Origin of the sequence: Micromonospora sp. KLBMP9576, assembly GCF_050941805.1 — a bacterium.
Lineage (GTDB): Bacteria > Actinomycetota > Actinomycetes > Mycobacteriales > Micromonosporaceae > Micromonospora.
The window spans coordinates 4,665,429-4,692,329 of record NZ_CP194567.1 but is presented as its reverse complement, the minus strand read 5'-3'; the positions used below and the strand labels follow the sequence as shown (position 1 = coordinate 4,692,329).

Genomic DNA, 26,901 nt, shown 5'->3' with positions numbered 1-26,901 from the left:
GGTGCGCACCGCTCAGCCGGACAGCACCACTCCCAGGTAGACCAGCGTGGTGACCACCTCGACCGTCGCGCCGAGCACGTCGCCGGTGACGCCACCGAGCCGGCGTACCACGTGGCGCAGCAGTCCCGCCGCGACGGCGAGGGCGACGGCGACGGCGAGCGGCCCCTGCCAGGGGCGGCCCGGCACGGCCGCGAGCGCCGGCAGCGCGACGGCGACCGCCCCGGCGGCCAGGGCGACGGGCCCGACGGTGCCCGCGACCAGCGCGCCGAGCCCGTCCGGGCGGGCGGCCGGCACCCCGCGCCGGCAGGCCAGCGTCACCCGAACCGGCCGGCGGCGGTCGCCGCGACGACCGCCGCGAGCGCCGCCGGCCACGACCGTTGCACCAGCTCCGCGAGGGCGGCCGTCTGCACCAGGAGTACGACCACCAGCGCGGCCACCCCGAACGGGCCGACGTCCGGCTTCTTCATGATCTCCAGCGCGGCTGCTCCCCGCCGGTACGACCCCAGCGCGTCCACGGTGTCGGCCAGCCCGTCGAGGTGCAGCCCCCGGGTGAGCAGCGCCCCGGCCCCGACGGTCACCGCCGCCGCGACCAGCGGGGGCGCGAGCGCACCCGGCAGCAGCAGGATCCCGGCGAGGACGACGCCGAGCAGCGCCCCGACCGCCGGGGCGAGCGCCATCGCCGTGGCGGCCACCGAGCGGTCGAGGCGACCGGCGCGTACCGGCAGGATGGTGAAGGTGGTCAGTGCCAGCCGTGCCCCGTCGGCGAGCCGCGACTCAGCCGGCACGCCGGCCGGACGGGTCCACCGGCTCCGTCTCCGGCCCGACGGTGGTCGGACCCGGGCCGGCGGGCTGCGGCTCACGGAAGTCGGGTTCGGTGCTGGCGGGCTGCGGCTCACGGAAGTCGGGTTCGGTGCTGGCGGGGCCGGTGCTGGCGGGGCCGGGACCGGCCGGCTCCGGTTCGGAGAAGTCGGGCTCGTCGGCCGCCGGCCCGCCGTCGCCGTCACCGTCGAGCGCCGGGTGGGTCGGCAGGGCGGCGGCCAGCGTCAGCACCGAGCGCAGCAGCGGCAGCGCGGCGAGCGCGTTCGCGCCCTCACCGAGGTCGAGCCGCAGGTCGAGCAGCGGAGTCAGGCCGAGCACGTCGGCACCGAGGCGGACGGCGGGGTGCCCGCCGTGGTCGGCCAGCAGGCACCAGTGCCGAGCCTGCCCGGCCAGGTCGCGGGAGACCATGGCGGCGGCCACCCCGACCGGGCCGTCGAGCATGACCGGCAGCCGGCGGGCGGTGGCGCCGAGCAGGACACCGGTGGCCACGGCGACGTCCCCGCCGCCCAGCTCGGCCAGCACGTCCTTGGCGCTGCGCGGTGACTGCCGGGTCCGGTGCAGGGCGTCACGCACGGCCGCGCAGCGCCTCATCCAGGCCGCGTCGTCGATCTCACCCGATCCCGTGACGACCCGGCCGAGCACGGCCGGCGCCTCGGCACCCGCCGTCGCCACCAGCACCGCCGCGGCGGCGGCCTCCGTGCCGGCGCCGCACGCCCCCAGCACGAGCAGCCGTACGCCCGCGTCGGCGGCCTCCTCGGCGAGCCGCCAGCCGTGGCGCAGGGCCGCCTCGACCTGCTCCCCGGTCAGCGCCGGCCCGGCCTCCATGGGTGCGGACGCCGGGGCACGCACCACCTCGAGTTCGGCGCCGCTCTCGGCGGCCAGGCGGGCCAGCGCGCCCCGGCCGGAGCGGGCGTCGCGGGCCCGGCGTGCCGACTCGCCCGGCACCGTGCCGGCGGCGGCGTCGCCGAGATGGTCGCCGTGCAGCAGCAGCACCCGCACCGGGTGCCACGGGGCGGGGGTGGCGGTGCCCTGGGTGGCGGCGGCGAACCCGACGGCCCGTTCCAGCACGCCCAGCCCCGCCCCCGCAACGTCCAGGGTGGCGAGCCGTTCGATCGCCTGCGGGCCCGCGTACTCGTCGGGCATGGGCAGTTCCATGCCGGCCTGGATGACCAGGCCGGTGGCGACCACCGGCAGCGCCATGGTCGGGGCGGCCCAGTCGCCGCCATCGGAGGTCTCGGTGCCGCCTCGGGTCTCGGCGTCGCCGGCCGGCTCCGTGGCGGGAGTGAACACGTCCGGGGCGGGTCCCGGGGTGCCCGGCGCCTCGACCGTGCCGGCGGCCGGGGGAGCCGGGGTGGACCGCGCCGCCGCCGCGCCCGCCTGCGGGGCGCCCGGCTTCAACCAGACCGCCTGGCCGGCGACCACGAGGACCACGGCGTCGCAGGCGTCCGCGATCGCCCGGTTGGCCGCGCCGAGCGCGTCGGTGAACGCCCGACCGAGTGGGGTGGTGGGCACCAGCGACAGCCCGACCTCGGGGCTGACCAGCACCAGCCGGGCCGGGCAGGCCCGGACCGCCGCCGCCAGTTCGGCGATGGTGGCGGTGTCGTCCGCCGGCTGGTGGGCCGGGTCGAGCAGCACCGTCGCCCAGCCGCCGAGATCGTCGACGAGCAGCGTCTCGTTCGGCCGGGCGGCGGCGACCACGTCCGCGAGGCGGCGCGGGTCGTCCGCGGTCTCCTCGGTGGTCCAGGTCTCCGGTCGACGGCCGCGGTGCGTCGCCAGCCGGGCCGCCCACTCCGCGTCGTCGGCGGGCGCGTCGGCTGCGGTCGCCACGTAGCGGACCATCGGCGCGTCGGCGACCAGGGACTCGGCGAACTCGGACTTCCCGGACCGGATGCCGCCGAGCACCAGGACCGTGTTCCACCCGTCAACGGACATCCCCGTACTTTAGAGCCAGCGCCGCGGTGCGGCCCCCCGGGAGGTACGGGCCACCGCCCACCGGCAGGGCGGCCCGACCGTCCTCCCGCAGGGGTCGCCCCCGGGCCGGGACTCAACCGCAGTGCTCGAACCCGCTGGCGTAGCTGGCACCGCCCGTGGATCCGCCCCACCTGACGCAGACCCCGGCGGCCCTGGCCCGCACCGGCCCGGCGTAGTAGGAGAACGAACCCCGGTCGGTGCCGCGGGCCCGCCCCCGCACCTCCAGCCAGGCGGTGGCGGCCGTCGCCGTGCCCACCGAGGTCTCCTTCATCGTGACCACGCAGTTGTTGCCGTTGCCGGCGTGGTAGAGCAGGTACACCCTGCCCCTGCGGGTGCCCGACGCGGTCAGGGCGGCCGAGTCGATCACCTGGTACCCGCTGCCGCACGCCTCGACCGGCGTGTACGGGTTGGGCTTCGCCGGCGGCCTGGACGTCGGTGTGGAACCGGGCGGCCCCGGAGCGGTCGCGGTCGGCCCGCCGCCACCGGGGGGTGGGGCCGGCGCACCGCCGGGCGGCGACGCGGACGCGGTGGCCGACGTCGACGCGGACGCAGCCGGCGAGCGGGAGGGACCGCGCGAGGGAGCGACGCGCAGCTCGCCCGAGCCGTCGTCGACCGCCGCGCCGGGCGGATCCGAGGCGGCGGGCTCGCCGGCCAGCGCCGCCGGCACGTTCCCGCCGGCCGGGCGGTCGCCGCCGGAGAAGACGGCGACCGCCCCCACCACCCCGGCCAGCACCGCGAACACGGTGGCCGCCGCGCCGACCAGCGCGCCCCGGCGCCGCCGGGACGGCGGTGGCGCGCCCGGGTCCCGCCGGGTGGACGGTACCGATGCCACGGTGCCGCCCGCCGGGTCCGGCCCCGGGCCGCCGAGCGGGCCGACCGCGTGCGGCATCGCGGTGGGCGTCGACGCGTCGGCGAACGCGGGCAGCACGGCGGCGGGCGCGGTGGACGGGGCCGGCATGGGCCGCCCGGCGCCGGGGACCGGCCCCGCCGCCGCGGGGTCGACGGGCGGCAGCGGCGCCCACAGGTCCGGCAGTGCCCCCGGCCCGGCGACGGACCATGGCGGGCGGGCGGACCGCGGAGCCACCGCCAGGGTGGCGTCGCGTGCCTCGGCCGCCGCGTCGGCCAGCGCCGCCGCGTCGGGAAACCGGTCGCCCGGGCGCTTGGCCATCGCCCGCCGCACCAGCGCGGCCACCGCCGGCGGGATGTCCGACGGCAGCGGCGGCGGCTCGTCCTGGACGTGGCGCAGCGCCACCTGCAGCGGGTTGTCCCCGTCGAACGGCGGCTGGCCGGCCAGGCAGGAGTATGCCACCGCGCCGAGCGCGTAGACGTCCGTCGCCGGGGAGACCCGCTGGTTCGCGGCCTGCTCCGGCGACATGTACGAGGCGGTGCCGAGCACCACGTTGACGCCGGTGATGCCCGCCGTGGTGCCGGAACGGGCGATGCCGAAGTCGACCAGCACCAACCGCCCGTCGGTCTTCACCAACAGGTTTCCCGGCTTCACGTCCCGGTGCACGATGCCGGCGAGGTGCGCCGCGTGCAGCGCCTCGGCGGCCTGCGCCACCACCGACATGGTCGACGTCGGATCGAGGCGCCCCGCGCGGCGCAGCCAGGCACTCAGCGGCCGGCCCTCGACGTACTCCATCACCAGGTAGTCGACCTGGTTGCCGTCGGCGAGCACGGCGCGGCCCACGTCGTGCACCGCGACCACACCCGGATGCCGCAACGCGGCGAGCATCCGTGCCTCGGCCCGGAAGCGGCCGGTGAACTCGGGATCCACGCTCAACGCCGGCAGCAGCACCTTCACCGCCACCCGGCGTTCCAGCATCAGATCCGTACACCGCCAGACCGCCCCCATGCCGCCGGTCGCCACCCGGTCGTCCAGCCGGTAGCGGTCACTCAGCACCAGTCCGTGAGTAAGCACCGCGACACCGTACCGGCCGGGCGCGACACGGGCGGCCGCCCGACGACCGGTGCCTACCGGGGCGCCTGGTAGCGGAAGTCGTTGGGATTGACGGCCGCCGGCTTCGGATCCTCCTGCCAGGCACCCTCCCCGGGACGGGCCACGAGAGCGTCCAGCAGCTCCTCCCGGTCCATCCGCTCGGTGCCCTCGATGCCGCCGCGCGCCGCCATCCTCCGCAGCGTCTCGGTGTCCTTGTCGTGCATCGGTTCGTCCATCGTCGCCTCCTTACGGCCCGGTGGGCGGTTCCGCGACCGCCCGCGCGTCCTGCGGGCACGGCCGCCGCTCGCGTCACGGGGCCCATACCCGCACCGGGGGCGGGGAACCCTCGCCGTCGGCGCCGCACGGGATGGTGAGCCGCCCCGCGCGGAGCCGACTACGCTGGCGGGGTCCGTCCCAAGGACATCAGCGGCGAGGGGAGACGCGGCATGGCGTGGAGCTGGCGGTACGAGGGCGCGAACGGCGAGGCGGTCGAGGGGCCGGCGGAGTCGTTCGGCAGTCAGGCGGACGCCGAGTCCTGGATCGGCCAGGCCTGGCGGGAGCTCGCGGCGTCCGGCGTCACCTCGGTCGCGCTCGTCGAGGACGACCGGGTGGACTACCACATGAGCCTGCTGCCCCCGGCCGAGTGATGGCGGGCGACCGCCCGGGCGGCGAGCCGCTGGTGCTCGGCGTGCCCCGGGCGGCGCTGCGGCCCAGCCCGGTCTTCCTCGCCCTGGTCGCGCTCTTCGTGACCAGCGGGGTGCTCACCTGGAACCGGATCGGCAACGTCCGGCTCGACGTGTTCCTCTTCGTGGTGTCCGGCTGGTTGGTGTCGCTCTGCCTGCACGAGTACGCGCACGCGGTCGTCGCGTTCCGGGCCGGCGACCGCAGTGTCGCGCATCGCGGCTACCTGACACTCAACCCGCTGAAATACAGCCACCCGCTGCTGTCGATCGCGCTGCCGGTGGCCGTCGTGCTGCTCGGCGGCATCGGCCTGCCCGGCGGGGCGGTCTGGGTGGACCGGCACGCCATCGCGGGGCGGCTGCGGCACACCCTCGTCAGCCTCGCCGGCCCCGCCACCAACGTGCTGTTCACGCTGGTCCTGGTGCTCGCCGTACGCCTCGGCGCGGCCGACGACCAGCCGGTCGAGTTCTGGGCGGCCGTGGCGCTGCTGGCGTTCCTCCAGCTCACCGCGAGCGTACTGAACCTGCTGCCCGTGCCCGGCCTCGACGGCGGCAACATGATCCAGCCGTGGCTGAACCCGCAGTGGCGCCGGATGTACGACCTGTTCGCCCCGTTCGGCTTCATCCTGCTGTTCGCGCTGCTGTGGAATCCCCGCATCAGCGGCTGGTTCTTCGGCGCGGTGTTCGCCGTCGGCGACGCCCTCGGCCTGCCACCGTGGCTCTACGCCCTGGGCCTGGACCTGATCCGTTTCTGGCAGGGCTGAGCGCCGCCGCCTACCCCCCGGGGGACGCCGGGCCTACCCCGGGGACGCCGGGCCGGCGCGACCCGCGCGCCGGCCCGGCACCGCCTCACGGCCGCTCGGCCGGGCTCTCGGTCTTCGCCGCGTCCCGCTCGACGATCGGGTCGAGGATCTCGTCGACGGCCTTGATCAGGTCGGCGTCGAGCTTCACACCCGCCGCCTTGACGTTGTCGCGCACCTGCTCCGGGCGGGAGGCGCCGATGATCGCGGAGGAGACGTTCGGGTTCTGCAGCACCCACGCCACGGCGAACTGCGCCATGCTCAGCCCGGCCTGCTCGGCCAGCGGCTTGAGCCGCTGCACCCGGGTCAGGACGTCGTCGGTCAGGAACCGGGAGATGAAGCCCGCGCCCGACTTCTCGTCCGTCGCCCGGGAACCGGCGGGCGGGGGCTGGCCCGGCAGGTACTTGCCCGACAGGACGCCCTGCGCCATCGGCGACCAGACGATCTGCCCGACGCCCAGCTCCTCGCTGGTGGGCACGACCTCGGACTCGATGACCCGCCACAGCATCGAGTACTGCGGCTGGTTGGAGACCAGCGGGATGTGCAGCTGACGGGCGAGCTGGTGGGCCTCGCGGATCTGCGACGCCTTCCACTCCGAGACGCCGATGTAGAGCGCCTTGCCGGAGCGTACGACGTCGGCGAACGCCTCCATCGTCTCTTCCAGCGGCGTGTGGTAGTCGTAGCGGTGCGCCTGGTAGAGGTCCACGTGGTCGGTACGCAGCCGGCGCAGCGAGCCGTCGATCGACTCCATGATGTGCTTACGGGACAGGCCCCGGTCGTTGCGGCCCGGCCCCGTCGGCCAGTACACCTTGGTGAAGATCTCCAACCCCTCGCGCCGCTCGCCCTCCAGCGCGCGACCCAACACGTCCTCGGCGCGGGTGTTCGCGTATACGTCGGCGGTGTCGAAGGTGGTGATGCCGGTGTCGAGGGCGGCCCGGACGCAGGCGAACGCCGCATCCTCCTCGACCTGCGACCCGTGGGTGATCCAGTTGCCGTACGAGATCTCGCTGACCATCAGGCCGGAACGGCCCAGGTGACGGAATTCCATACCCCGACCCTAGCCCGGACGGGAGCACACCCGAAGCCCGCGACCGTCGGCGCCGCCGCTCACAGCACGGGACTGGCGTCGACGAGCAGACGTTCGATCTCGGCGGTGACCTCGTCGCGGTCGTGGTGCACCGGATCGATCAGCGGCTCGCCCCGGCGGTCCAGCGCGCCCCAGCGGCCGGTGCCGTCGCCGACCAGGAACGCGACCGGATGGACGACCAGCGCCGCGTGGGTGGGCGGGACCAGCACCTTCCCGGCCCGGTTCACCACGCCGAGCAGGCCGGCCACCTCCACCACGGCCAGCCCCTCGTCGGTGAAACCCTCGACGTGCCGGCCGTCGACCAGGAGCGTCGCGAACCCCTGGTGCCGGGTGGGCACCACGATCCGGCCGTTGCGGTCGACCGCGCCCCAGCCGTCCCGGCGGACCACCGCCACGCCGCGCCGGAACGGGCGCACGTCCGCGAAACCATGCGCCACGACCACGTCGCCGGTGGCGTCGATCGCCACCCAACCGGCGTCACCGCCGTCCGACACCCAGGCCAACCCGTCGGAGAACGAGCGGACCGCCGGGTACGCCGCGTCGAGCACCGTCACGCCGGCGCGGTCGATCAGCGACCACCGCTCGGCACCCGGACGCCGCACCCAGGCCAGTCCCTCGTGGAACGGCTGCGCCTGCGCGTACCCGGCCGCGACGACCATGTCACCGTCCGGGTCGGAGAACCCCCACAGGTCGCCGTCGCGGGCCGGCACCGGGGGTCGGTCACGCTCCAGCACCTCTTCGCGACTACGCGGGTACGGCCCGAAGCCCGTCCGCGCGACCCGCTCCGCCACCGCGTCCAGGCTCAGCCGGATCCGGGCCTGCAACTCGGGATCCTCGGTGCCGCGCAGGTCCAGGGCCCGCTCGAAATGGTGGCAGGCCTCCATCAGCCGGCCCTGGTCGTAGCAGCACCGGCCGGCGTGCTCGTGCAGCACCGCGCGCAGCCGCTGCGGCAACTCGGTGGAGTTGGCCTCGGCGAAGAGCCGGTCGGCCTCGGCGAACTCGCCCCGCCACCGCAGCACGTGCGCCAGCCGCGCCTGCGCCACCGCCGTACGCCGCAACTCCCCGGTCGCCTCCGCGTACGTCAGCGCGAGCCGGCCGTCCGCGAGGGCGTCGTCCAACTCGCCCAGGATCCGGGACACCACGGCCCGCAGGCTCAGCAGCCGGGCGCGCGTCCTGTTGTCCACGGCCGTACCCAGCTTTCCGGTCAGCCGCCGCCGGATCGACCGGAACTCGTCCGGCTCCGTCACGACCTCCCGGAGGGTCGCCGGATCGAGTCGCCAGCGGTACCTCGCGAGCACCTCCTCCGGATCGCCCTGCGCCCCGACGGTGCTCGTGGCGTTGTCACCCGTCGTGGCGTTGCCGCCCGCGACGGCCTCCGTTGCGGCGCCGTCCGAGGCACTGCCGCTGGTCGTGGCGCTGGTTCTCGCAGTGTCGGGTGTGGTGTCCCTGGTGGTGGCGTGGCCTGAGGCGGTGATGTCGGCTGTGGTGCCGCCGGGCGTCGTGCTGGCTCCTGCGGTGGTGTCGGGTGTGGTGCCGCTCGTCGTGGCGCTGCCCGGTGCGGGGCTGCCCGTCGTGACGCTGTCCGTCGCGGCGGGGCTGGGCTCGGGAGTGCGCGCCGGGGCGGGCGCGTCGGCGGTAGGCGGCGGGGACCCGGGACGGATCGGCGGCTCTGGGTCGGACGGTACCGGCAGGGTCCGGGCGGGCGGCGCCGATTGCGTCGGCGACGCGGCACCGGGTCGGAGCGGCGACGCCGGCCCGGGGTCCGTGACGGGTGTGGCGACGGGCTGCGGTGCGGGCGTCCCGGCCGGCGCGGTTCCGGCGTGGGGGTGACCGGCCGCGGCGTGTCCGCCCTCGTCGGCGCGGTACTGGTCGGCGCGGTCCGGGTGGGCGTGGTCGGGCTGGGGCGTCCTGGCCGGCGCGGCCCCGGTGAGGGCAGGCGATGCCTGCGGTGTGCCGGGCGCGCCCTCGGTCGAGGTGACTTCTGGTGCCGACGGTGTGGCCGGCGCGGTCCCGGTCGAGGTGACGGGCTGTGTGTCCTGCGGCGCGGCGACCGGTGCCGGCGGCGGGGGCGACGCGCTGTCGGCCGGTGGGGCGGTGACCGGTGCGATCGGCGGGGCCGACACCGGTGCGGCCCGCTGCGCGGCGGCGGACGTGGCCGGGTACGCCTCCACCGGTTCGGCCGAGGAGCCGGCAACGGGGAAGGCCGACGCCGGCATCGGGATGGCCACGCGGGCCGGCGGCCCGGACACCGGACGCGGATCGGTCGGCACGGGTGGAACACCACGGGTGTCAAGAGCCTTGGGTGACAACCAAGGTGTTGCACCGACGGGTTCTGCCGGGGCGTTCGGCGCTCGCTCGGTGCGATTCGGGCCGGGCGTCGTCGGGACGTGCCCGGTGGGGGCCTCCGCGCCGGCCGTACGCGGCTGGGTAGGAGCCACGCGGGGGTCGGCGGTGCCCGTGGCGGGGCCGGGTGGGGTCGGCAGGCCGGTGCCGGCGGCGTCCGACACCGGGGGACTGTCGTCGGGCTCGTGAGTGACGGGGGCTCCGAGGGTCGGCGGTGCGACTCGGGGTCGTACCGCCGCATCCGGCACGTTCCGATCCGTTGCCCCGGGATCGGGGCGGGCCGGGTCGGCCGGGACCGCTTCCGACGGCGGTCCGGACGCCGGGCCGGCGACCGGCGCCGGGCCCGGTGGGACGGACGGTGCTGGCGGCGTGAGCCGGTCCGGGGCCGCCGAGACCGCGGGCGCTGCGGGTGCGAGCCGCTCGCGTGGGGTGGTGGCGGGTGCCGCGAGGTCGGGGCGCTCGGATGGGGTGGTGGCGGGTGCCGCGAGGTCGGGGCGCTCGGGTGGGGTGGTGGCGGGTGCGGATGCCGTGGGGACCGGCCGAGCCGACGGCGGGGTCTCCGGCTGCCTGACCGGGGGTGCGGCCGGGACGGCGCTCGCAGGGGCGGCCGGGGCAGGCACGGGGACCGGCCCGGCGGACGGACCGGGCACCGCGAAGGCCCGCTCGCCGGCTTCGGAGCCGGCCCCGGTGGAGGGCTGGGGGACCGCGCGAGCGGGCTCGGGAGAGGAGGGAGCCTCGTCGGCGGGCCACGGGTTGGGGGCGTCGTGACCCGGCACCGGGGCCGGCTGCACGCCCGCGGCGGGGAACCCGGGCGCGTCACCCGCGGCAGCGAGCGGCGCTTCGTCCGGCACGGTCGGAGCCGCCACGGGCTGGGACGGCCGGAACCAGGCGTCGGGCCCGCTCGAAGCGGCTGGCTCGGGGCGTGGCGGGCCGGCCGACGCTGGCGGGTCGCTCGGCGGTGGCGGGACGTACCGCTTGGGTTTGTCGGGTCCGATCAGCGGCGGCGGCGGGGCGTCCGGTGCGGTCGTATCCGCGGTTGGCGTCGGTGCGGCCGGCGGGGCCTGCGTGGCCGGCCCCGGGCGTAGCGGTGCCGGATCGCGTACCTCGCTGGTCGTCGCCCCCGACGGCGCGCGCAGGGCGCTGCCGGGCGTCTCCTCCGGCGCGGGCCGGGACTCCACGGGCCGCCGGCCGGCGGAAGGCGCGCTGGCGCGCTCTGCCGGGGCGGAGTGCGGCGTGCCACCGGTGGGTGGGAGGGATTCCTCGTGCGCCGGTGGTCCCGGCCGGGCGGGGTGCGGGCCCACCGGCGCCACGGGGCGTCCGGCGTGCGGACCCGCCGGCGGCGTCGGGCGCTGGACCGCCCCATCCGCCGGCGGCGTCGGGCGTTCGGCCCTCGGCCGCACCGGCGCGACGGGCTCCGGCCGGTCAACGGACGGCCGGTCGGACTGGGGTCGCTCGGCGGGCGGTCGGTCGGCGGGCGGTCGGTCGGGTTGGGGTCGGCCCGGGGCGGGGGAGACGGGGTGGCCTGGGACCGGGGCGTCCCCGACCGGGGGCCGGAAGTTCGTGGGCGCGGCCGGGCCGGAGACCGGGGAACCGTACGTCGATGATGGCCGCCGGTGGTCGTGGCCGGGCGGGGCGGGTGGGACCGCGGCGTCGTCGGGGCGCTCGACCGGTCGCCGGTACTCGGGGCGGGGCTCGGCACGCCGCGGCGCGTCCCGGTCGAAACCGGGCTGCACCGGGCCGGGCGACGGCCAGGGCAGGCCGCCGTCCTGCTGCGGATGCCCTCGGGTCTCCCGGTAGGCCTCGGCGTCCGGCCGGGTCGCGCGCCGACCCCGATCCGGGTACGTCTCGGCGCGCGCCGCCTCGTGCGCCCGCCGGGGCTCGTCCGGCTCCTGCTGCCACCGTTGCCCGTCGGGGCGCGGGTGCTGCCCGGCGGCGGGAGCCCGATCGGCGCGTCGCCACCCGTCGGCGGGCACGCCGGACTCGCGGCCCCGCCCGCCGCGACCGTCCTCCCCCCGCGAGTCGGCAGAGCGGTCCCACCGCGAGTCGGCCGGGCGTTCCTGCGGGTTGTGCGGCGGGCGCTCGCGCATGCCGTCGGCCGGGCGTTCCCGGGCGATGTCGGAGGGGCGCTCCCGCGACCCGTCGACGGGTCGCGGCGCCGGGGCTCCCCACTGGTAGCGGGGACGGTGATCGTCCTCGCCCGGCCGGCGGTCGTCGGCGGTTCCCGGCCGGCGCTCGGGCCCGGACGCCGCCGGTCGCTCGTGGCCGCGCTCGTCGAGGCGGTCGCGGCCGGGGCCCGGTCGGCGGTCGTGGCCGGCGTCCGGCTCGTAGGTGGACGGACGGCGGCGGGGCGCGTCGTCGACGGGCTCGGGGACCCAGCCCGCCTCCGACCTGCCGGCGGGGGAAACGGGGCGGTCGCGCCCGGTCGGCTCGTACCGGGGCGTGCGGGTGTCGTAGCGGTCGTGACCGGCGTGGTCTCGTGGCCGGGGCGAGTCGACGGGCCGGTGGGAGTCGACCGGCCGGTGGGAGTCGACCGACCGGGCGGGGGTGTCGAAACCGCCCCGGTCGTTGCGGTACGGCGGTTCCTGCCGGGGCGGCCACTGGCGGTCGTCGTCCTGCCGGCGCGGCTGGGCGGGCGGGTGGCGGTACGAGTCGTCGCCGTGTCGTCGCGCGTCGAGGCCGTCGGGCCGACCGGTGGAGCCGTCCTGGCGAGCGCTCCAGCCGTCCTGCCGGCCGGGCCGGCCGTCGGGTAGGTCGTCCCAGGAACGGCCGAGGTAGGTCCCGTCGGGTCGGGTCGGTGCGAGCGGGGGCACTTCGGCCCGGCCGACGGCGGCGGGCCGGCTGCGGGGCGCGTGTTCGACGCCGATGTCGCCCGCGTAGCGCTGGCCAGGGAACTGCGGGTGCCACTCGCTGGTGGGCTCGATCATCCAGGCCGGCTCGCCGGAGTCGCGCCAGTGGTCGACGTAGCGGCTCATCCGGTCGGCCTGCCGGCGTCGGCGCGGCGCCCGAGGGTGGCCCGGGACGGTGGGGACGTGACCCGTCGGCCACCACGGAGGGTAGGCGGGACAGCCGTGGCGCGCGGTCCGCGAGCGGGCGTGCCCGGGTGCCCGGCAGGCGTCTGCCCGCTCACGGCGGCGCCCCGTCGGCCGGCCCGCGTCCGCTCGCTCACGGCGATGTCACCTCAATGCACATTGTCCCGCTGGGCGCTCCACGTGCCGGTAGAGTCGCCCTCTCCGGTACGGCCCTGCTGCGCAAGGAGGGTAACGGCGTGGGCTTGCCCACCGCCACTGTGGCACCGCCCACCGCCCCAAACGTTATCCTACGGTTCCGGACATTTAAGTCTATAACCGGAACGCGCTTTTGTCGTTACGCGCCGTGCCGGTGGCCGTCGTCGGCGGGCGTGGTGACCATGCCGGACGCCGGTTGCGCGTACCGCGTGGGTGAGGCCGGGGCGTGGTTGGTCGTGGGGGCGGCTGCGGCGCGGGGTGGCCGCCGGGCCCGACGCGTCGGGTGCCCCCTCACGCTGGCGCGGGAGGGGGCTTCGTACGCGGCAGGCTCAGACCGGGTCGCCGATGTTGACCTGGGGCGCGGGGGCCCGCATCCGGCGGAACGTGATGGACCGCATGACGGCGTAGAGGTAGAGCGAGCCCATCCGCTGCCCGGTGTTCGGGAAGCGCTCCCGGACCAGCTTGCGGATCTTGCGCGAGATCAGGACCGAGTCGATCACCACACCCAGGGCGAGCGCGCCCCAGAGGATGTTGGAGACCAGGCGGATGACCGGGGGCATGGCGGCGTTCGAGCCGATCAGCACGATCAGCGCCCCACCGAAGAACCAGGTGCCGACCGTACGCCGGGAGTCCACCACGTTGCGGGCCAGCAGCCGCTCCGGGCCACGGTCGCGGGGGCCGCCCTCCCGGCGGAACTCCGCTGCCGCCTCGGCGCGCAGCAGGCGCTTGCGCTCCCGCTGCTCCTCCTTGGTCAAGGGCTTGCTGGGCGCGGTCGGCCGGCGGCCGGCGACGGGACGCTTCGGGGTGACCCTGCCCAGCTCCTTCTTGCTCGGGGTGTAGCCCCGGGGCTGCGCGGGCGTGGACTCCTCGCCGGGGGTCACCGGAGTGACGGCCTCGTCGGCGAGGTCGGAGGACTTGCGGCGAAACAGCGACGGCACCCGGAAAGGGTAGCTACCCGCCGGCGCCCGGTGCACATCGCGGTGCACCGGGCGCCGGCGGGAGCGGACGTTACGGACGTTCGGTGTGCGCGCCCAGGTCGGCGAGCTTCGCCTCGAAGTCCTCGTAGCCCCGGTTGATCAGGTCCACGCCGTAGACCCGGGAGGTGCCCTCGGCGGCCAGCGCGGCGATCAGGTGGCTGAAGCCGGCCCGCAGGTCGGGGATGACCAGGTCGGCGGCGTGCAGCTTGCTCGGCCCCGCGATGACCGCGGAGTGCTTGAAGTTGCGCCGGCCGAAGCGGCACGGGGTGCCGCCCAGGCAGTCCCGGTAGACCTGGATGTTGGCACCCATCGAGTTGAGCGCCTCGGTGTAGCCCAGCCGCTGCTCGTAGACCGTCTCGTGGACGATGGACAGGCCCCGGGCCTGGGTGAGCGCCACCACCAGCGGCTGCTGCCAGTCGGTCATGAAGCCCGGGTGCACGTCGGTCTCCAGGGCCACCGACCTCAGCTCGCCGCCGGGGTGCCAGAACCGGATGCCGCCCTCCTGGCCCGGGTCGCCCAGCTTCGGCGGCCGGGCGTCGGTGACCTCGTACTCGCCGCCGACGGAGCGGAAGATGTTCAGGAAGGTCATCATGTCGGCCTGCTGCGCGCCGAGCACCTCGACGTGGCCGCGGGTGGCGAGCGCCGCCGCCGCCCAGCTCGCCGCCTCGATCCGGTCCGGGATCGGCCGGTGCGTGTAACCGTGCAGCTTCGGCACACCCTGGATCTCGATGACCCGGTCGGTGTGCACCTTGATGATCGCGCCCATCTTCTGCAGGAGGCAGATCAGGTCGATGATCTCCGGCTCGACCGCCGCGTTGCGCAGCTCGGTGACGCCCTCGGCCATCACGGCCGTCAGCAGCACCTGCTCGGTCGCGCCGACGCTCGGGTACGGCAGGGCGAACTTCGTGCCGTGCAGCCCGTTCGGCGCCGACAGGTGCAGCCCCTCCGGGGTCTTGTCGACCGTCGCCCCGAACTCCCGCAGCGCCTGCAGGTGGAAGTCGATCGGGCGCGGCCCGATGTGGCAGCCGCCCAGGTCGGGGATGAAGGCGTGGCCGAGGCGGTGCAGCAGCGGCCCGCAGAACAGGATCGGGATCCGGCTGGAGCCCGCGTGCACGTTGATCTGGTCCGTGCTGGCGCTCTCCACGTTCGCCGGGTCGAAGACGAGCTCGCCGTCCTCCTCGCCGTCGGTGACCTTGACGCCGTGCAGGCCGAGCAGGCCACGGACCACCTCGACGTCGCGGATCTTCGGCACGTCGAACAGTCGACTCGGGCTGTCACCCAGCAACGCGGCGACCATCGCCTTCGAAACCAGGTTCTTCGCGCCGCGCACGCGGATCCGCCCTTCGAGCGGAGTCCCTCCGTGTACGACCAGGACGTCGTCGGTCAATGCAACCTCCAGCGCGTCGGTGCTGCCGTGTTGTTGGTGGGGATCGCGACAGTCATCGCTCCCCGGAACGCGGCCATGTCGGAACGGCCCGCGTGAGTCGTCGCACCGGCAGCATAGCCCTCGGTGACGGCGATGGACCCGGTCACATCACCCCGGAGGGTATTAATCGGTGATCGGACCCTTTTCCGTGCCAATATCGCTACTGACGGTGATCAGCTCGCCGTCGGTGGTGGGGTGTCGGCCCCGGGCAGGGCGAGCATCTGGTCCAGCGCCGCCCGGGCGTGGTGCGCGGTGTCCGGATCGACGGTGATCTGGTTGACCACGCGGCCCGCCACCAGTTCCTCCAACGCCCAGACCAGGTGGGGCAGGTCGATCCGGTTCATGGTGGAGCAGTAGCAGACGGCCTTGTCGAGGAACATGACCTGCTTGTCCGGGTGGGCCAGCGCGAGCCGGCGGACCAGGTTCAGTTCGGTGCCGATCGCCCAGGCCGAGCCGGCCGGGGCCGCCTCGACGGCCTTGATGATGTATTCCGTCGAGCCGACGAAGTCGGCGGCGGTGACCACCTCGTGCCGGCACTCCGGGTGGACCAGCACGTTCACCCCCGGCACCCGCTCGCGCACGTCGTGGACGCTGTCGAGGGTGAACCGGCCGTGCACCGAGCAGTGCCCGCGCCACAGGATCATCTTCGCGTCACGCACCTGCTGCGGGGTCAGCCCGCCGTTGGGCTTGTGCGGGTCGTAGAGGACGCAGTCGTCCAGTGCGAAGCCCATCTCCAGCACCGCCGTGTTGCGGCCCAGGTGCTGGTCGGGCAGGAAGAACACCTTCGACCCCTGCTCGTACGCCCACTGCAGCGCCCGCTTCGCGTTCGACGAGGTGCAGACCACGCCGCCGTTGCGGCCGACGAAGCCCTTGATGTCCGCCGAGGAGTTCATGTACGTCACCGGCACGGTGTCCGCCGCGACGCCCAGGTCGGTGAGCACGTCCCAGGCGGCCTCGACCTGCGACAGCACCGCCATGTCCGCCATCGAACAGCCGGCGGCCAGGTCCGGCAGGATGACCTTCTGCGCGGCCGAGGTGAGGATGTCGGCGCTCTCGGCCATGAAGTGCACGCCGCAGAAGACGATGTGCTCCGCGTCCGGCCGGGCCGCCGCCTCGCGGGCCAGCTTGAACGAGTCACCTGTCACGTCGGCGAACTGGATCACCTCGTCGCGCTGGTAGTGGTGCCCCAGCACGAAGACCCTGCTGCCCAGTTCCGCCTTCGCCGCGGTGGCCCGGGCCACCAGATCCGGGTCGCTGGGCGCCGGCAGGTCACCCGGACACTCGACGCCGCGCTCCGTGGCGGGGTCGCTGCCCCGGCCGAGCAGCAGCAGTGCCGTCGCGGTGGCGGAGGGTTCCATCCAGGTCGAAGTCACATGCCCCATGGTCCCACAGCACGGTCCGGGCGCAGCCCGCACCGGTGTGTGCTGCCACACTGCTGGGCATGCGCGTGCTGCTCTGCCCCGACAAGTTCGCCGGCACCCTCTCGGCCCCGCAGGTCGCCGACGCGGTGGCCGCCGGCTGGCGGGAGATCGCTCCCGGCGACGACCTGCTGGCCCGGCCCCTGTCCGACGGCGGACCGGGCTTCCTCGACGTGCTCGCCGACGCGCTCGGCGGACGCCGGGCACCCGTGTCGACAGTCGACCCGCTGGGCCGCCCGGTGACCGGTGAGATCCTGCTCACCGACGACGGCGCGACCGCCTGGCTGGAAAGCGCCCAGGCGTGCGGGCTGCACCTGCTCGCCACGGGCGAGCGCGACCCGAAGAGCACCACCTCGTACGGGCTGGGGTTGCTGGTCGCCGCCGCCGTGGAGGCGGGCGCCCGGACGGTCGTGATCGGGCTGGGCGGCTCCGGCACCAACGACGGCGGCGCGGGCATGCTCACCGCCCTCGGCGTGACCCCGCTGGACGGCACCGGCAGCGCGCTGCCGTACGGCGGGGCGGCGCTCGGGGCGACGGCGGCCCTCGACGGCACGCCCCGGCTGCGCGACGCCCGCCTGGTGGCCGCCACCGACGTGGACAACCCGCTGCTCGGGCTGCACGGGGCGAGCAACGTGTTCGGCCCGCAGAAGGGCGCCGACCGGGCCGACGTGCTGCTGCTCGACGCCGCGCTGGAACGCTTCGCCGCCGTGCTGGAGCGCGACCTGCCCGGCTGCCCCGAACGGCTCGGCGCCCTGCCCGGCGGCGGCGCGGCCGGCGGGCTGGGCGCGGCCGTCCTGGCGCTGGGCGGGCACTGCGAGTCGGGCATCGGCCTGGTCACCCGGGCGATCGGCTTGGACGCCACGCTCGACGCGGTCGACCTGGTGATCACCGGCGAGGGTTCGTTCGATCACCAGTCGCTGCGGGGCAAGGTGGTGGCCGGGGTGGCCGGCGCCGCCCGCGACCGGGGCGTGCCCTGCGTGGTGCTCGCCGGCCAGGTGAGCACCGGCCGGCGGGAGGCGGGGGCGGCCGGGGTTACCGACGCGTACAGCCTGGTGGAGCACTTCGGCGGCGAGGAGCGCGGCGGGCTGGCCGCCGCGATGGCCCGCCCGGCCGAGGGGCTGCGGGCGCTCGGCACCCGGCTGGCCCGGCAGTGGAGCCGCTGACGGCGGGCGTGGCGGCCCCAGCTCACGCCGAACGGGTGGGTCCGGCTTCGGCGGCGTAGGATCGGATCCGGACCACACCGGGAATCGCTGGGCGACACGAGACGTTGGCCAGTGCGTCCGGACCCAACCCGCGCAGGGAGATTTCACGTGACCACGCCAGCGCAGACCGACTCGACCGAGGCCAAGGCCCCGACGTCCGTCGTCCTCACCGACGTCGCGGCGCAGAAGGTCAAGGCCCTGATCGAGCAGGAGGGCCGCGACGACCTGCGGCTCCGGGTCGCCGTGCAGCCGGGTGGCTGCTCCGGCCTGCGGTACCAGCTCTTCTTCGACGAGCGGTCGCTCGACGGTGACGTCGTCACCGACTACGACGGGGTCGAGGTCGTCGTCGACCGGATGAGCGCCCCCTACCTCAGCGGCGCCACCATCGACTTCGCCGACCGGATCGACGCACAGGGCTTCACCATCGACAACCCCAACGCGGGCAGCTCCTGCGCCTGCGGCGACTCCTTCAGCTGAGCACCTTCCGCTGACCACGGCGGGGCCGTCCTCCGGGGCGGCCCCGCCGTCGTGTTGCGGCCGGGCCGTCGTCTTGTGGCCCCGCCGTCGTGTTGCGGCCGGTCCGTCGTGTTGCGGCCCGGCCGACGGCGCGGGTGGCCGCCCGCGCCGACGTCCGGCACCACCGGGGCGGGGCGGGCCGCCGGGAAGGCGACGAATCATCGTGCGCGCGGGGGGCCGGTAGGCTGACCGGCGCCCCGCTCCCGACCCCGAGGTTGACATGAAGATCGCCGTGACCGGCTCGATCGCCACCGACCATCTGATGAGCTTCCCCGGTCGCTTCGCCGACCAGTTCCTCGCCGACCAGCTGCACAAGGTCTCGCTCTCCTTCCTGGTGGACGACCTCGTGCTGCGCCGTGGCGGGGTGGCGGCCAACATCGCCTTCGGCATGGGGCAGCTCGGCATGCGTCCCGTCCTGGTCGGCGCGGTCGGTGCGGACTTCGCCGACTACCGTTCCTGGCTGGAGCGGCACGGGGTCGACTGCGACTCGGTGCACGTCAGCGAGGTGGCGCACACCGCCCGGTTCGTCTGCACCACGGACACCGACATGTGCCAGATCGCCTCGTTCTACGCCGGGGCGATGAGCGAGGCCCGCAACATCGAGCTGATGCCGGTGGCCCGCCGCCTCGACGGGCTGGACCTGGTCCTGGTCGGCGCGAACGACCCGGCGGCGATGCTGCGGCACTCCGCCGAGTGCCGGGAGCGGGGCTACCCGTTCGCCGCCGACCCGTCGCAGCAGCTCGCCCGCATGGACGGCGAGGACGTCGTCGCGCTGATCGAGGGCGCCGACTACCTGATGACCAACGACTACGAGAAGTCGCTGCTGCAGAGCAAGGCGGGGCTGACCGACGCGCAGCTGCTCGACCGGGTCAAGGTCCGGGTCACGACGCTGGGCAAGCACGGCGTGGACATCGCCGGGCGGGACTTCGACCCCATCCACGTGCCCATCGCGCGGGAGATCCGCGCGGTCGACCCGACCGGTGTCGGCGACGGCTTCCGGGCCGGTTTCTTCACCGCGCTCTCCTGGGGCCTCGGGCTGGAACGGGCCGCCCAGGTCGGCTCCCTGCTCGCCACGCTGGTGCTGGAGACCGTCGGCACGCAGGAGTACGAGGTCCGCCGCGACCTCTTCGTCAAGCGCCTCGCCGAGTCGTACGGCGACGCCGCCGCCGAGGACGTCCGCCCGCACCTGCTGCCCTGACCCCGGCGCCGGTCGCGATCGCCGGGCCGCCGGGGCGGGTGGAGCCGCACCCCCTCCGGCGGCCTCCGCCCGGTCAGTGGCGGCGGCGGACGTCGTAGGCGGGGCCGTCGGGGCCCTGGATCGTGCCGAGGAACTCGTGGCCGCGCATCCGGCACCAGGCCGGGAGGTCCACCGCCGCGGCCGGGTCGTCGGCGAGGACCCGCACCACCGTGCCGACGGGCAGCCCGGGCAGCCGCCGGGCGACCGCGATGACCGGCAGCGGGCAGCGCTGGCCACGGCAGTCGAGGATCTGCGCCGGCGCGGTCACAGCCCCACCACCCCGGCCTCGGCGCGCAGCCCCGCCACGACGCCGGGCAGTTCGGTGAGGAACCTCTCGACATCGGCCTCGGTCGTCTCCCGGTGCAGCGAGACCCGCACGTTGCCGTGCGAGAGCACCCCCATCGCCTCCAGCACGTGCGAGGGCCGCAGCGTCGACGACGTGCACGAGGAGCCCGAGGAGACGGCGAAGCCGCGACGGTCGAGCGCGTGCAGCAGGGCCTCGCCGTCGACGTAGAGGCAGGAGAAGGTCACCAGGTGCGGCAGGCGGTTCCCGGGGTCGCCCACCACCTCCACGTCGGGCACCTCCGCCGCCACCCGGGCCCGGATCCGGTCCACCAGGGGCGTCAGCCGGGCCGCCTCGGCCGCGGCGTCGGCCGCCACCGCGCGCAGGCTTGCCGCCGCCGCCACCACCGCCGGCAGGTTGAGTGCTCCCGGCGTACGCCCCGCCTCCCGGTCGTCGGCCGGCCAGGGCGACTCCCACCGGGTGCCCTTGCGCACGACCAGCAGCCCCACCCCGGGCGGCCCGCCCCACTTGTGCGCGCTGGCGCTGAGCACCGACCACCCCTGCGGCACCGGGACCCGACCCACGACCTGGGCGGCGTCCACGTACAGCGGCACCCCCGCCGCGACACACTCGCGCGCGGCCTCCGGCACCGGCTGGAGGGTGCCGACCTCGTGGCTGGCGGCGATCAGCGCGGCGAGGGCCACCCCCGGCGCCCGGACGGCCGCCGCCCACCCGCCCAGGTCGAGCCGGCCCGCCCGGTCCACCGGCACGGACGTGGCCGTGCCGTCCGCCGCGACGTGCTTCTCGGCGGCGTGCAGCACCGCCGAGTGTTCGATCGCGGAGTGCACCAGGGTGGGGCCGACCCGCCGCCGGCCGGCCAGGCCACCCAGCACGGCGGAGTGCGCGGCCGCCGTACCGCTGGGGGTGAAGGAGAGCTCGTCCGCGCGGACGCCGAGCGTCTGCGCGGTGGCCTCGCGGGCGGCGTCGAGCAGTTGCCGGGCGCGGCGCGCCCGGGCGTAGAGCCGCCCGGGGTCGGCCCAGCCGTCGTCGAGGGCGGCCAGCAGCGCCTGCCGGGCGACCGGATGCAGCGGCGCGGCCGTGGCCGCGTCGAGGTAGACCGGGGATGCGCTCACGGATGCCAACGTATCGCGCCGGTATGCCCAAGATCCCCCCGATGGGGGCGGACGGTGACCCCAACACGGTCCAGCCCGTCATGGTCGAGTAATCTGCGACCGTCGGTGACGCCTTTGCCGCTGGTGCTGTCGCTCCGCAGGCGGAGGGCAGGGGACAGGACACCGCGGCGCGCTAGGGAGGCAGGACCAGGTGGTCGCAAGGAGTTCGGAGGTACGGCGGTCAGCCGTACGGCACAGCGCTTCCCGAGGCGCCGATGGGCGCCGGGGACGTCGTGTCGCTCGGATGGCCGGGCTCGGCCTCGGCGGAGCGGCGCTGCTGGTCCTGCTCACGGGCTGCAACGTCGGTTCGGCGTTCGGTGGCTTCGGCTGGCCGCAGGGCGGCATCACGCCGGAGGCCCACCGGATGTACGACCTGTGGATCGCCTCGTGCATCGCGGCGCTCGCGGTCGGCGTCTTCGTGTGGGGCCTCATCTTCTGGTGCGTGGTGCGCTACCGCAAGCGTGGCAACGAGCTGCCGGTGCAGACCCGCTACAACATGCCGATGGAGTTCCTCTACACCATCGCGCCGATCCTGATCGTCTCCGTGCTCTTCTACTACACGGCGATCGTGCAGACCGACGTGGTGCGGACGACCAAGAACCCCGACGTCACGGTCGAGGTGGTCGCGTTCAAGTGGAACTGGCAGTTCAACTACCGCGACGGCCAGGGCCAGGACGCCAACACCGTGGCCTCCGTGCTCGGCACCAGCGACGTCATTCCGATCCTGGTGCTGCCGACCGGCCGGTCGATCCGGTTCGAGGAGACCAGCCGCGACGTCATCCACTCCTTCTGGGTGCCGGAGATGCTGTTCAAGCGCGACGTCTTCCCGGGCAAGATCCGCAACGTGTTCGAGGTCTCGGAGCTGGAGTCCGAGGGCGCGTACGTCGGTCGCTGCGCCGAGCTGTGCGGCAGCTACCACGCGTTCATGAACTTCGAGCTGCGGGTCGTCTCCCCGGAGGCGTACGACCAGTTCCTGGCCGCCAAGCGGGACGGCAAGTCCACGCAGGAGGCGCTGAGCGCCATCGGCCAGGACCCGTACGCGAAGACCACGAAGCCGTTCGAGACGCGTCGCACCGAGGCCAACTTCAACCCGGACGACGCGCCGGCCGGCGCGGGAAACTGAGGGATCGGGCATGAAGACCGAGTGGCGCATCTTCCTGGCCATCGCCGGGTTCCTGCTCTTCGCGACCTTGCTCTACGGCGGGTGGACCGCCGCCGACGCCGGGGGCCAGGTCGAGTGGGTCGGCACTGTCGCCCTGCTGCTGAGCTTCCTGCTCTGCGCCATGTGCGGCGGCTTCTTCTGGTTCGTCTCGCGCCGTATCGACCTGCGGCCGGAGGACCGGCCGGACGGTGAGATCGCCGATGGCGCGGGCGAGGTGGGCTTCTTCAGCCCGGGCAGTTACTGGCCGTTCGGGCTGGCGATGGCCGTCGGGCTGGCCGGCTTCGGCATCGCGTTCTGGCAGTTCTGGATGATCGGCCTCGGCCTGGTGGCGGTCACCTTCTCCGTCTGCGGCCTGCTGTTCGAGTACTACAGCGGCACCCGGCGTACCGCCGAGCACTGATCCGTCGGTCCCGCCGACGGCTCACCGCGAACATCACGAAGGCCCGCCTCCCGAGGGAGGCGGGCCTTCGGTCGTTGGGGTGGCAGGCCGTCGGCCAGGTGCCTCGTCGGGCCCGCCCTCTTGATCGTTTGCTGCTCACCCGGCGCAATCCGCATCCGGGACCCAGGTAGGCGACAAACAATCTCCGCTGCCTGGCCCCGGCCGGCCACTTCTGCCCCGCCGGCCGCTTCGGCTCCGCTGGCGGGACGACCGAAGCTCGGCCACCTTCCGCCATTCCGCCCTGATCTTGAGGCCGACGGGAGATCTTGCCACGAATCGGCCCCCACAGGGGCAATTCCGGTGCCAAGATCTCCCGCCCGGTCAGTCGTGGCGCCGGAGGTGGCGCTCCTGGCCGTGGTGCTGTGGGCGCGTGGGCTCAGCGCCGGCGGGCGTGCGGCAGCCGGCGGTCAGGCGGCGCGGCGGTGGGTCGCCCGACCGGGCCGGCCGGCCGGGCGTGCCAGGTGGACCGTGAAGGTGGTGACCAGCAGGGCCGCACCGCAGCCCGTGCAGGCCAGCTCGGGGCAGTCGGCGCCGTGGCCGTCGGCGCACGGCGGCGCCTCGAACGGCTCGACGCCCTCACAGGTGTCGCAGTAGAGCTCGCGTACCGACACGGGCGTCTCCTCTCGCTCCGGTCCCGCAGGGGCCTCGCACCCGCCCGGCGGGACGCCGCACCCGACGGCGCGGCGGGGTTGGATGCCGCACCCGACGGCGCGGTGGGGTCGTATGCCGCACCCGACGGCGCGGTGGGGCTGCGGGAACTACTCGGCTGTAGTTTCCCACGGGGGTCCGACAACCTTCCGCGCCGCCCGAGGGCGCCCGGCGCTCACTGGGAGCGCGCGACCTCAATCCAGCGGTCGAGCACGCGGGCGGCGGCGCCGGAGTCGACGGATTCGGCGGCCCGGTCCAGCCCGGCGCGCAGCGCCCCGGTCAGGTCGCCGTCGAGCGGGCCCTGCGTGGCCAGCGCCGCCGCCGCGTTGACCAGGACGGCGTCGCGTACCGGGCCGCCCTCGCCGGCCAGCAGTCGGCGGACCACGTCGGCGTTGAAGGCGGCGTCCCCGCCCCGCAGGTCGGCCAGGGTGGCCCGGGGTACCCCGAGGTCCCTCGCGTCCAGCAGGAACTCCCTGACCACCCCGCCCTGGGCCGCCCAGAGGCGGGTCGGCGCGGCGGTGGTGAACTCGTCCAGCCCGTCCTCGCCGCGCATCACCAGCACCGAGTCGCCGCGGGCGGCGAATACCCCGGCCATCACCGGGGCCATCCGGCGGTCGAAGCAGCCGACCGCGCCGGCCCGGGGGCGCGCGGGGTTGGTCAGCGGACCGAGGAAGTTGAACACGGTGGGCACGCCCAGCTCCCGGCGCACGGGGCCGGTGTGCCGCATCCCGGGGTGGAACCGGGCGGCGAAGCAGAAGCCCATGCCGGCCTCGGCGACGCACCGGGCCACCCCCTCGGGACCGAGGTCCAGCGGCACCCCGAGGTGCTCCAGCACGTCGGCGGTGCCGCACGAGGAGGAGGCCGCCCGGTTGCCGTGCTTGACCACGCGCACGCCGGCGCCGGCCACCACCAGCGAGGCCATGGTCGAGATGTTGACCGTGTGCGCGAGGTCACCACCGGTGCCGACCACGTCGAGGGCGGTGGCGCGCAGGTGCTCGGGCAGCTCGACCGGGACCGCCCGGCCGAGCATCGCCTCCACCAGCCCGGCCAGCTCGGCCGAGGTCTCACCCTTGGCGCGCAGCGCGACGACGAAGCCCGCCATCTGCGCCGGGGCGGCCGAACCCGCCATGATCTCGCCCATCGCCCAGGCCGTGTCGGCGGTGGCGAGTTCCTCGCCACGCAGCAACGCGTTGAGCAGGTGCGGCCAGGTCCGATCGCCCATGGCGGGCCTCCCGAGCGTACGAGATGCGGGTGTGCGGGAACCGGCACCGGTCGGCCCGCCGCCGGGGCGGGGCGGAGCGGGAAACGTCAGGCGGGCGCGTGCGCGTGCAGCAGCTGGGCCACCGTGGTGCCGGTGGTCACCGGGTCGAGCGGGTGCACCAGGGTGGCGTCGACCTCGGCGTAGGCGGCGAGCCACCGGTCGGCGGCGCGCGCGATCACCACGCAGGTCGGGGGAGCGTCGTCCCGGTCGTCCTTGATCTGTCGGGCGATGCCGATGCCGCCGCCCGGGCTGGCCTCGCCGTCGAGCACCAGCAGGTCGATCTCGTAGTCGTCGACGAGCCGGACGCACTCGGCGTAGGCGGACGCCTCCACGAACTCGATCCGTAGGCCGGGCGCGGGGCGTGGCCCGACGGCGAGCCGCATCTGGTCGCGGACCTGCGGGTCGTCGCTGTAGAGCAGGACGGTGCAAAGACGATCGCTCATGCCGACACTCCGCTTCGCTGCGTGCCCCGTAGAGGCACCATCGCAGTGATCTCGATTCGTTCGCCGCGCACGCTCGGGGGCGGGAATCCGGCCCCCACCTCGTGGCTGCCCGCTGATCGTACCGGTCCGTGTGAGGTGTGCGACGTCCGCCCGGCGGCGGTGCCGGGGCGTACCGCCGGCGGGGTTCAGGCGGGGGACTCCGCGGCGCGCTGACGGGCCTCCTGGCGGTCCAGGTCGCGGTCCACCCGGCGGGCCTCCCGTTCCGCGTGCCGCATCCACTGCACGACGAGCACGGCGAGCATGGTCACGCTGACGAACTCGCCGCCGGCCCAGAGGATGCCGCCGGCGACCACCTGGTCCTGCCACGGGTCCGACCAGGTCAGGCCGAGCGACGGGTACCAGTCGCCGCCGAACAGGGTGGTGCTCTGCATGATGGTGAGCCCGAGCACGGTGTGGAACGGCACGGAGAGCAGCATCAGCAGCGCCCGGGCCGGATAGGGCCAGCGTCCCGGCAGCGGGTCCAGGCCGAGCAGCGGCCAGAAGAACACGCAGCCGGTCATGATGAAGTGCGCGTGCACCAGCTCGTGCGCCCACACGTGTTCGAGGGTGTAGCGGTACAGGTCGGTGAAGTAGAGCGCGAACGGGTTCACCACGAAGATGGCGAAGGCCACCAGCGGGAAGCTGTAGATCCGCGCGATCCGGCTGTGCACGACCGCCAGCAGCCGCTTGCGCGGTCGGGGCGGCAGGGTGCGCAGGGCCAGCGTCACCGGGGCGCCCAGCGCGAGGAAGATCGGCGCGATCATGGAGAGCACCATGTGCTGGACCATGTGCACCGACAGCAGCGCGGTGTCGTACGCGTGCAGGCCGCTGACGGTGACCGCCGCGATGCCGCCGAGGCCCGGGCCGAGGAAGAAGATCGTCCGGGCGATCGGCCAGCGGTCGCCCCGGACCCGGAGCCGGTGCACCCCGTAGAGGTAGAGGCCGGCGGCCAGCACGAGGCCGACGGCGAGCCAGCTGTCCAGCTTGGTCTCGGTGAACACCGAGGTCACGGTGAACGGCGGCGGGGTGGCCGCGGTCGCCGCCGGCGCGGCTACCGTGGCTGCGGCGGAGATCGGATCGGCGAGCAGCACCTTTTCAGCCTAGGTCAGGCGAACCGGACTACCCCGTTCGGGCTGCGGATGCCACGGGTTTGGCCCCCCGCTGATCGCCGGCCCCGGTCAAGGGCAATAATGACCGCGTGACTGCGGCCCCAGCCATTGACAAGAGCCGGATCCACTCCCTGACCCGACCGAACATGGTCAGCGTCGGGACGATCGTGTGGCTCTCCAGCGAACTCATGTTCTTCGCGGCGCTGTTCGCGATGTACTTCTCCATCCGCGCGGCGGCGCCCGAGCAGTGGGCGGAGCACACCGAGCACCTCAACATCCCGTACGCGACCACCTTCACGGTGATCCTGGTGATGTCCTCGGTGGCCTGCCAGATCGGTGTCTTCGCCGCCGAGCGGGGTGACGTGCACGCGCTGCGGCGCTGGTTCACCATCACCTTCGTGATGGGCCTGATCTTCGTCCTCGGTCAGCTCAACGAGTACCGCGAGCTGGTGCACGAGGGCATCAAGATCAACGGAGACGGTTACGGCTCGGTGTTCTACCTCACCACCGGCTTCCACGGCCTGCACGTGGCCGGCGGTCTGGTCGCCTTCGTCATCTTCATGATCCGCACCACCATGGGCCGGTTCACCCCGGCGCAGGCCACGTCGGCGATCGTCGTGTCCTACTACTGGCACTTCGTCGACGTCGTGTGGATCGGGCTCTACGCCATGATCTACTGGCTTCAGTGATCTTGGCGCGTCACGAA

23 protein-coding genes and 1 pseudogene are annotated in these 26,901 nt (G+C 74.9%); 9 read left to right on the top strand and 15 right to left on the bottom strand.

Annotated elements, in window-relative coordinates:
• Positions 1-12: 12 nt before the first annotated feature.
• The 4 genes and pseudogenes from cobS to ACQ452_RS20475 all read right to left on the bottom strand — a co-directional run bounded on the left by cobS (position 13) and on the right by ACQ452_RS20475 (position 4,965).
• Positions 13-785 (bottom strand): annotated as a pseudogene (cobS, locus tag ACQ452_RS20490) (adenosylcobinamide-GDP ribazoletransferase).
• On the bottom strand, positions 775-2,751 hold the full coding sequence (locus ACQ452_RS20485; RefSeq protein ID WP_433386735.1) for a bifunctional adenosylcobinamide kinase/adenosylcobinamide-phosphate guanylyltransferase: 1,977 nt from the start codon (positions 2,749-2,751) through the stop codon (positions 775-777). Before ACQ452_RS20485 ends, cobS begins: the two are co-directional and overlap by 11 nt.
• A 112-nt stretch (positions 2,752-2,863) precedes the next feature.
• On the bottom strand, positions 2,864-4,711 hold the full coding sequence (locus ACQ452_RS20480; RefSeq protein ID WP_433386734.1) for a protein kinase domain-containing protein: 1,848 nt from the start codon (positions 4,709-4,711) through the stop codon (positions 2,864-2,866).
• A 53-nt stretch (positions 4,712-4,764) separates the two neighbouring features.
• Positions 4,765-4,965, bottom strand: coding sequence for a hypothetical protein (locus ACQ452_RS20475; protein ID WP_433386733.1), 201 nt, complete (start codon positions 4,963-4,965; stop codon positions 4,765-4,767).
• Between the two features lie 210 nt (positions 4,966-5,175).
• Here ACQ452_RS20475 and ACQ452_RS20470 point away from each other — a divergent pair, with 210 nt between their 5' ends.
• Positions 5,176-5,376, top strand: coding sequence for a hypothetical protein (locus ACQ452_RS20470; RefSeq protein WP_433386732.1), 201 nt, complete (start codon positions 5,176-5,178; stop codon positions 5,374-5,376).
• Positions 5,376-6,173 carry a site-2 protease family protein gene (locus ACQ452_RS20465; protein ID WP_433386731.1) on the top strand — a complete coding sequence of 266 codons (798 nt, stop codon included), beginning with the start codon at positions 5,376-5,378 and terminating at the stop codon, positions 6,171-6,173. Before ACQ452_RS20470 ends, ACQ452_RS20465 begins: the two co-directional genes overlap by 1 nt.
• A gap of 85 nt (positions 6,174-6,258) precedes the next feature.
• Here the strand turns inward: ACQ452_RS20465 and ACQ452_RS20460 are convergent, their stop codons facing one another.
• Both ACQ452_RS20460 and ACQ452_RS20455 read right to left on the bottom strand, forming a co-directional pair.
• Positions 6,259-7,257: an aldo/keto reductase family protein gene (locus tag ACQ452_RS20460; RefSeq protein ID WP_433386730.1), complete on the bottom strand. Its 999-nt coding sequence runs from the start codon at positions 7,255-7,257 to the stop codon at positions 6,259-6,261.
• 59 nt (positions 7,258-7,316) lie between these two features.
• Complete coding sequence (locus ACQ452_RS20455; protein ID WP_433386729.1) at positions 7,317-8,543, bottom strand: WG repeat-containing protein; 1,227 nt, start codon at positions 8,541-8,543, stop codon at positions 7,317-7,319.
• Positions 8,544-8,646: 103 nt separating this feature from the next.
• On the opposite strand from ACQ452_RS20455, the gene ACQ452_RS20450 reads away from it, so the two are divergent.
• Positions 8,647-9,126 carry a hypothetical protein gene (locus ACQ452_RS20450; RefSeq protein ID WP_433386728.1) on the top strand — a complete coding sequence of 160 codons (480 nt, stop codon included), beginning with the start codon at positions 8,647-8,649 and terminating at the stop codon, positions 9,124-9,126.
• Positions 9,127-13,192: 4,066 nt separating this feature from the next.
• Here ACQ452_RS20450 and ACQ452_RS20445 read toward each other — a convergent pair.
• The 3 genes from ACQ452_RS20445 to nadA form a co-directional block, all read right to left on the bottom strand.
• Positions 13,193-13,801, bottom strand: a complete 609-nt coding sequence (locus ACQ452_RS20445) for a DUF3043 domain-containing protein (protein WP_433386727.1) — start codon at positions 13,799-13,801, stop codon at positions 13,193-13,195.
• A 70-nt stretch (positions 13,802-13,871) separates the two neighbouring features.
• The gene (gene murA, locus ACQ452_RS20440) at positions 13,872-15,239 is read right to left on the bottom strand and encodes a UDP-N-acetylglucosamine 1-carboxyvinyltransferase (RefSeq protein ID WP_433394279.1); all 1,368 of its coding nucleotides are present in this window, start codon (positions 15,237-15,239) and stop codon (positions 13,872-13,874) included.
• Positions 15,240-15,439: 200 nt separating this feature from the next.
• Positions 15,440-16,639 carry a quinolinate synthase NadA gene (nadA, locus tag ACQ452_RS20435; protein WP_433386726.1) on the bottom strand — a complete coding sequence of 400 codons (1,200 nt, stop codon included), beginning with the start codon at positions 16,637-16,639 and terminating at the stop codon, positions 15,440-15,442.
• Between the two features lie 68 nt (positions 16,640-16,707).
• Here nadA and ACQ452_RS20430 point away from each other — a divergent pair, with 68 nt between their 5' ends.
• The 3 genes from ACQ452_RS20430 (at position 16,708) to ACQ452_RS20420 (ending at position 19,600) form a co-directional block, all read left to right on the top strand.
• Positions 16,708-17,847, top strand: coding sequence for a glycerate kinase family protein (locus tag ACQ452_RS20430; RefSeq protein ID WP_433386725.1), 1,140 nt, complete (start codon positions 16,708-16,710; stop codon positions 17,845-17,847).
• 147 nt (positions 17,848-17,994) lie between these two features.
• On the top strand, positions 17,995-18,363 hold the full coding sequence (erpA, locus tag ACQ452_RS20425; RefSeq protein ID WP_433386724.1) for an iron-sulfur cluster insertion protein ErpA: 369 nt from the start codon (positions 17,995-17,997) through the stop codon (positions 18,361-18,363).
• Positions 18,364-18,622: 259 nt separating this feature from the next.
• Positions 18,623-19,600, top strand: coding sequence for a carbohydrate kinase family protein (locus ACQ452_RS20420; RefSeq protein ID WP_433386723.1), 978 nt, complete (start codon positions 18,623-18,625; stop codon positions 19,598-19,600).
• A 73-nt stretch (positions 19,601-19,673) separates the two neighbouring features.
• Here ACQ452_RS20420 and ACQ452_RS20415 read toward each other — a convergent pair whose 3' ends face one another.
• Together ACQ452_RS20415 and ACQ452_RS20410 are read right to left on the bottom strand one after the other, a co-directional pair.
• The gene (locus tag ACQ452_RS20415; protein ID WP_433386722.1) at positions 19,674-19,907 is read right to left on the bottom strand and encodes a sulfurtransferase TusA family protein; all 234 of its coding nucleotides are present in this window, start codon (positions 19,905-19,907) and stop codon (positions 19,674-19,676) included.
• Complete coding sequence (locus ACQ452_RS20410) at positions 19,904-21,055, bottom strand: cysteine desulfurase family protein (RefSeq protein ID WP_433386721.1); 1,152 nt, start codon at positions 21,053-21,055, stop codon at positions 19,904-19,906. Before ACQ452_RS20410 ends, ACQ452_RS20415 begins: the two co-directional genes overlap by 4 nt.
• Before the next feature lie 190 nt (positions 21,056-21,245).
• Between ACQ452_RS20410 and ctaC the strand changes: the two genes are divergently transcribed.
• Entirely contained in the window at positions 21,246-22,217 is a 972-nt protein-coding gene (ctaC, locus tag ACQ452_RS20405) for an aa3-type cytochrome oxidase subunit II (RefSeq protein ID WP_433386720.1), read from the top strand.
• A 10-nt stretch (positions 22,218-22,227) separates the two neighbouring features.
• Positions 22,228-22,656: a cytochrome c oxidase subunit 4 gene (locus ACQ452_RS20400; protein ID WP_433386719.1), complete on the top strand. Its 429-nt coding sequence runs from the start codon at positions 22,228-22,230 to the stop codon at positions 22,654-22,656.
• Positions 22,657-23,102: 446 nt separating this feature from the next.
• Here the strand turns inward: ACQ452_RS20400 and ACQ452_RS20395 are convergent, their stop codons facing one another.
• From ACQ452_RS20395 to ACQ452_RS20380, 4 genes are all read right to left on the bottom strand, one after another.
• Positions 23,103-23,306 carry a hypothetical protein gene (locus ACQ452_RS20395; RefSeq protein WP_433386718.1) on the bottom strand — a complete coding sequence of 68 codons (204 nt, stop codon included), beginning with the start codon at positions 23,304-23,306 and terminating at the stop codon, positions 23,103-23,105.
• Between the two features lie 212 nt (positions 23,307-23,518).
• Positions 23,519-24,565, bottom strand: coding sequence for an anthranilate phosphoribosyltransferase (gene trpD, locus ACQ452_RS20390; protein WP_433386717.1), 1,047 nt, complete (start codon positions 24,563-24,565; stop codon positions 23,519-23,521).
• A gap of 86 nt (positions 24,566-24,651) precedes the next feature.
• Complete coding sequence (locus ACQ452_RS20385; protein WP_433386716.1) at positions 24,652-25,047, bottom strand: hypothetical protein; 396 nt, start codon at positions 25,045-25,047, stop codon at positions 24,652-24,654.
• Between the two features lie 185 nt (positions 25,048-25,232).
• On the bottom strand, positions 25,233-26,177 hold the full coding sequence (locus ACQ452_RS20380) for a cytochrome c oxidase assembly protein (RefSeq protein ID WP_433386715.1): 945 nt from the start codon (positions 26,175-26,177) through the stop codon (positions 25,233-25,235).
• 107 nt (positions 26,178-26,284) lie between these two features.
• On the opposite strand from ACQ452_RS20380, the gene ctaE reads away from it, so the two are divergent.
• A complete protein-coding gene (ctaE, locus tag ACQ452_RS20375) occupies positions 26,285-26,884 on the top strand; it encodes an aa3-type cytochrome oxidase subunit III (RefSeq protein WP_433386714.1) in 600 nt (199 codons plus the stop codon).
• The last annotated feature ends 17 nt before the right edge of the window (positions 26,885-26,901 follow it).

Coding starts and splice junctions, on each gene's coding strand:
- ACQ452_RS20485 (WP_433386735.1), bottom strand. CDS start 2,751: ATGTCCGTTGACGGGTGGAACACGGTCCTGGTGCTCGGCGGCATCCGG.
- ACQ452_RS20430 (WP_433386725.1), top strand. CDS start 16,708: ATGCGCGTGCTGCTCTGCCCCGACAAGTTCGCCGGCACCCTCTCGGCC.
- ACQ452_RS20385 (WP_433386716.1), bottom strand. CDS start 25,047: ATGAGCGATCGTCTTTGCACCGTCCTGCTCTACAGCGACGACCCGCAG.
- ACQ452_RS20420 (WP_433386723.1), top strand. CDS start 18,623: ATGAAGATCGCCGTGACCGGCTCGATCGCCACCGACCATCTGATGAGC.
- ACQ452_RS20400 (WP_433386719.1), top strand. CDS start 22,228: ATGAAGACCGAGTGGCGCATCTTCCTGGCCATCGCCGGGTTCCTGCTC.
- trpD (WP_433386717.1), bottom strand. CDS start 24,565: ATGGGCGATCGGACCTGGCCGCACCTGCTCAACGCGTTGCTGCGTGGC.
- ACQ452_RS20470 (WP_433386732.1), top strand. CDS start 5,176: ATGGCGTGGAGCTGGCGGTACGAGGGCGCGAACGGCGAGGCGGTCGAG.
- ACQ452_RS20460 (WP_433386730.1), bottom strand. CDS start 7,257: ATGGAATTCCGTCACCTGGGCCGTTCCGGCCTGATGGTCAGCGAGATC.
- ACQ452_RS20465 (WP_433386731.1), top strand. CDS start 5,376: ATGGCGGGCGACCGCCCGGGCGGCGAGCCGCTGGTGCTCGGCGTGCCC.
- ACQ452_RS20475 (WP_433386733.1), bottom strand. CDS start 4,965: ATGGACGAACCGATGCACGACAAGGACACCGAGACGCTGCGGAGGATG.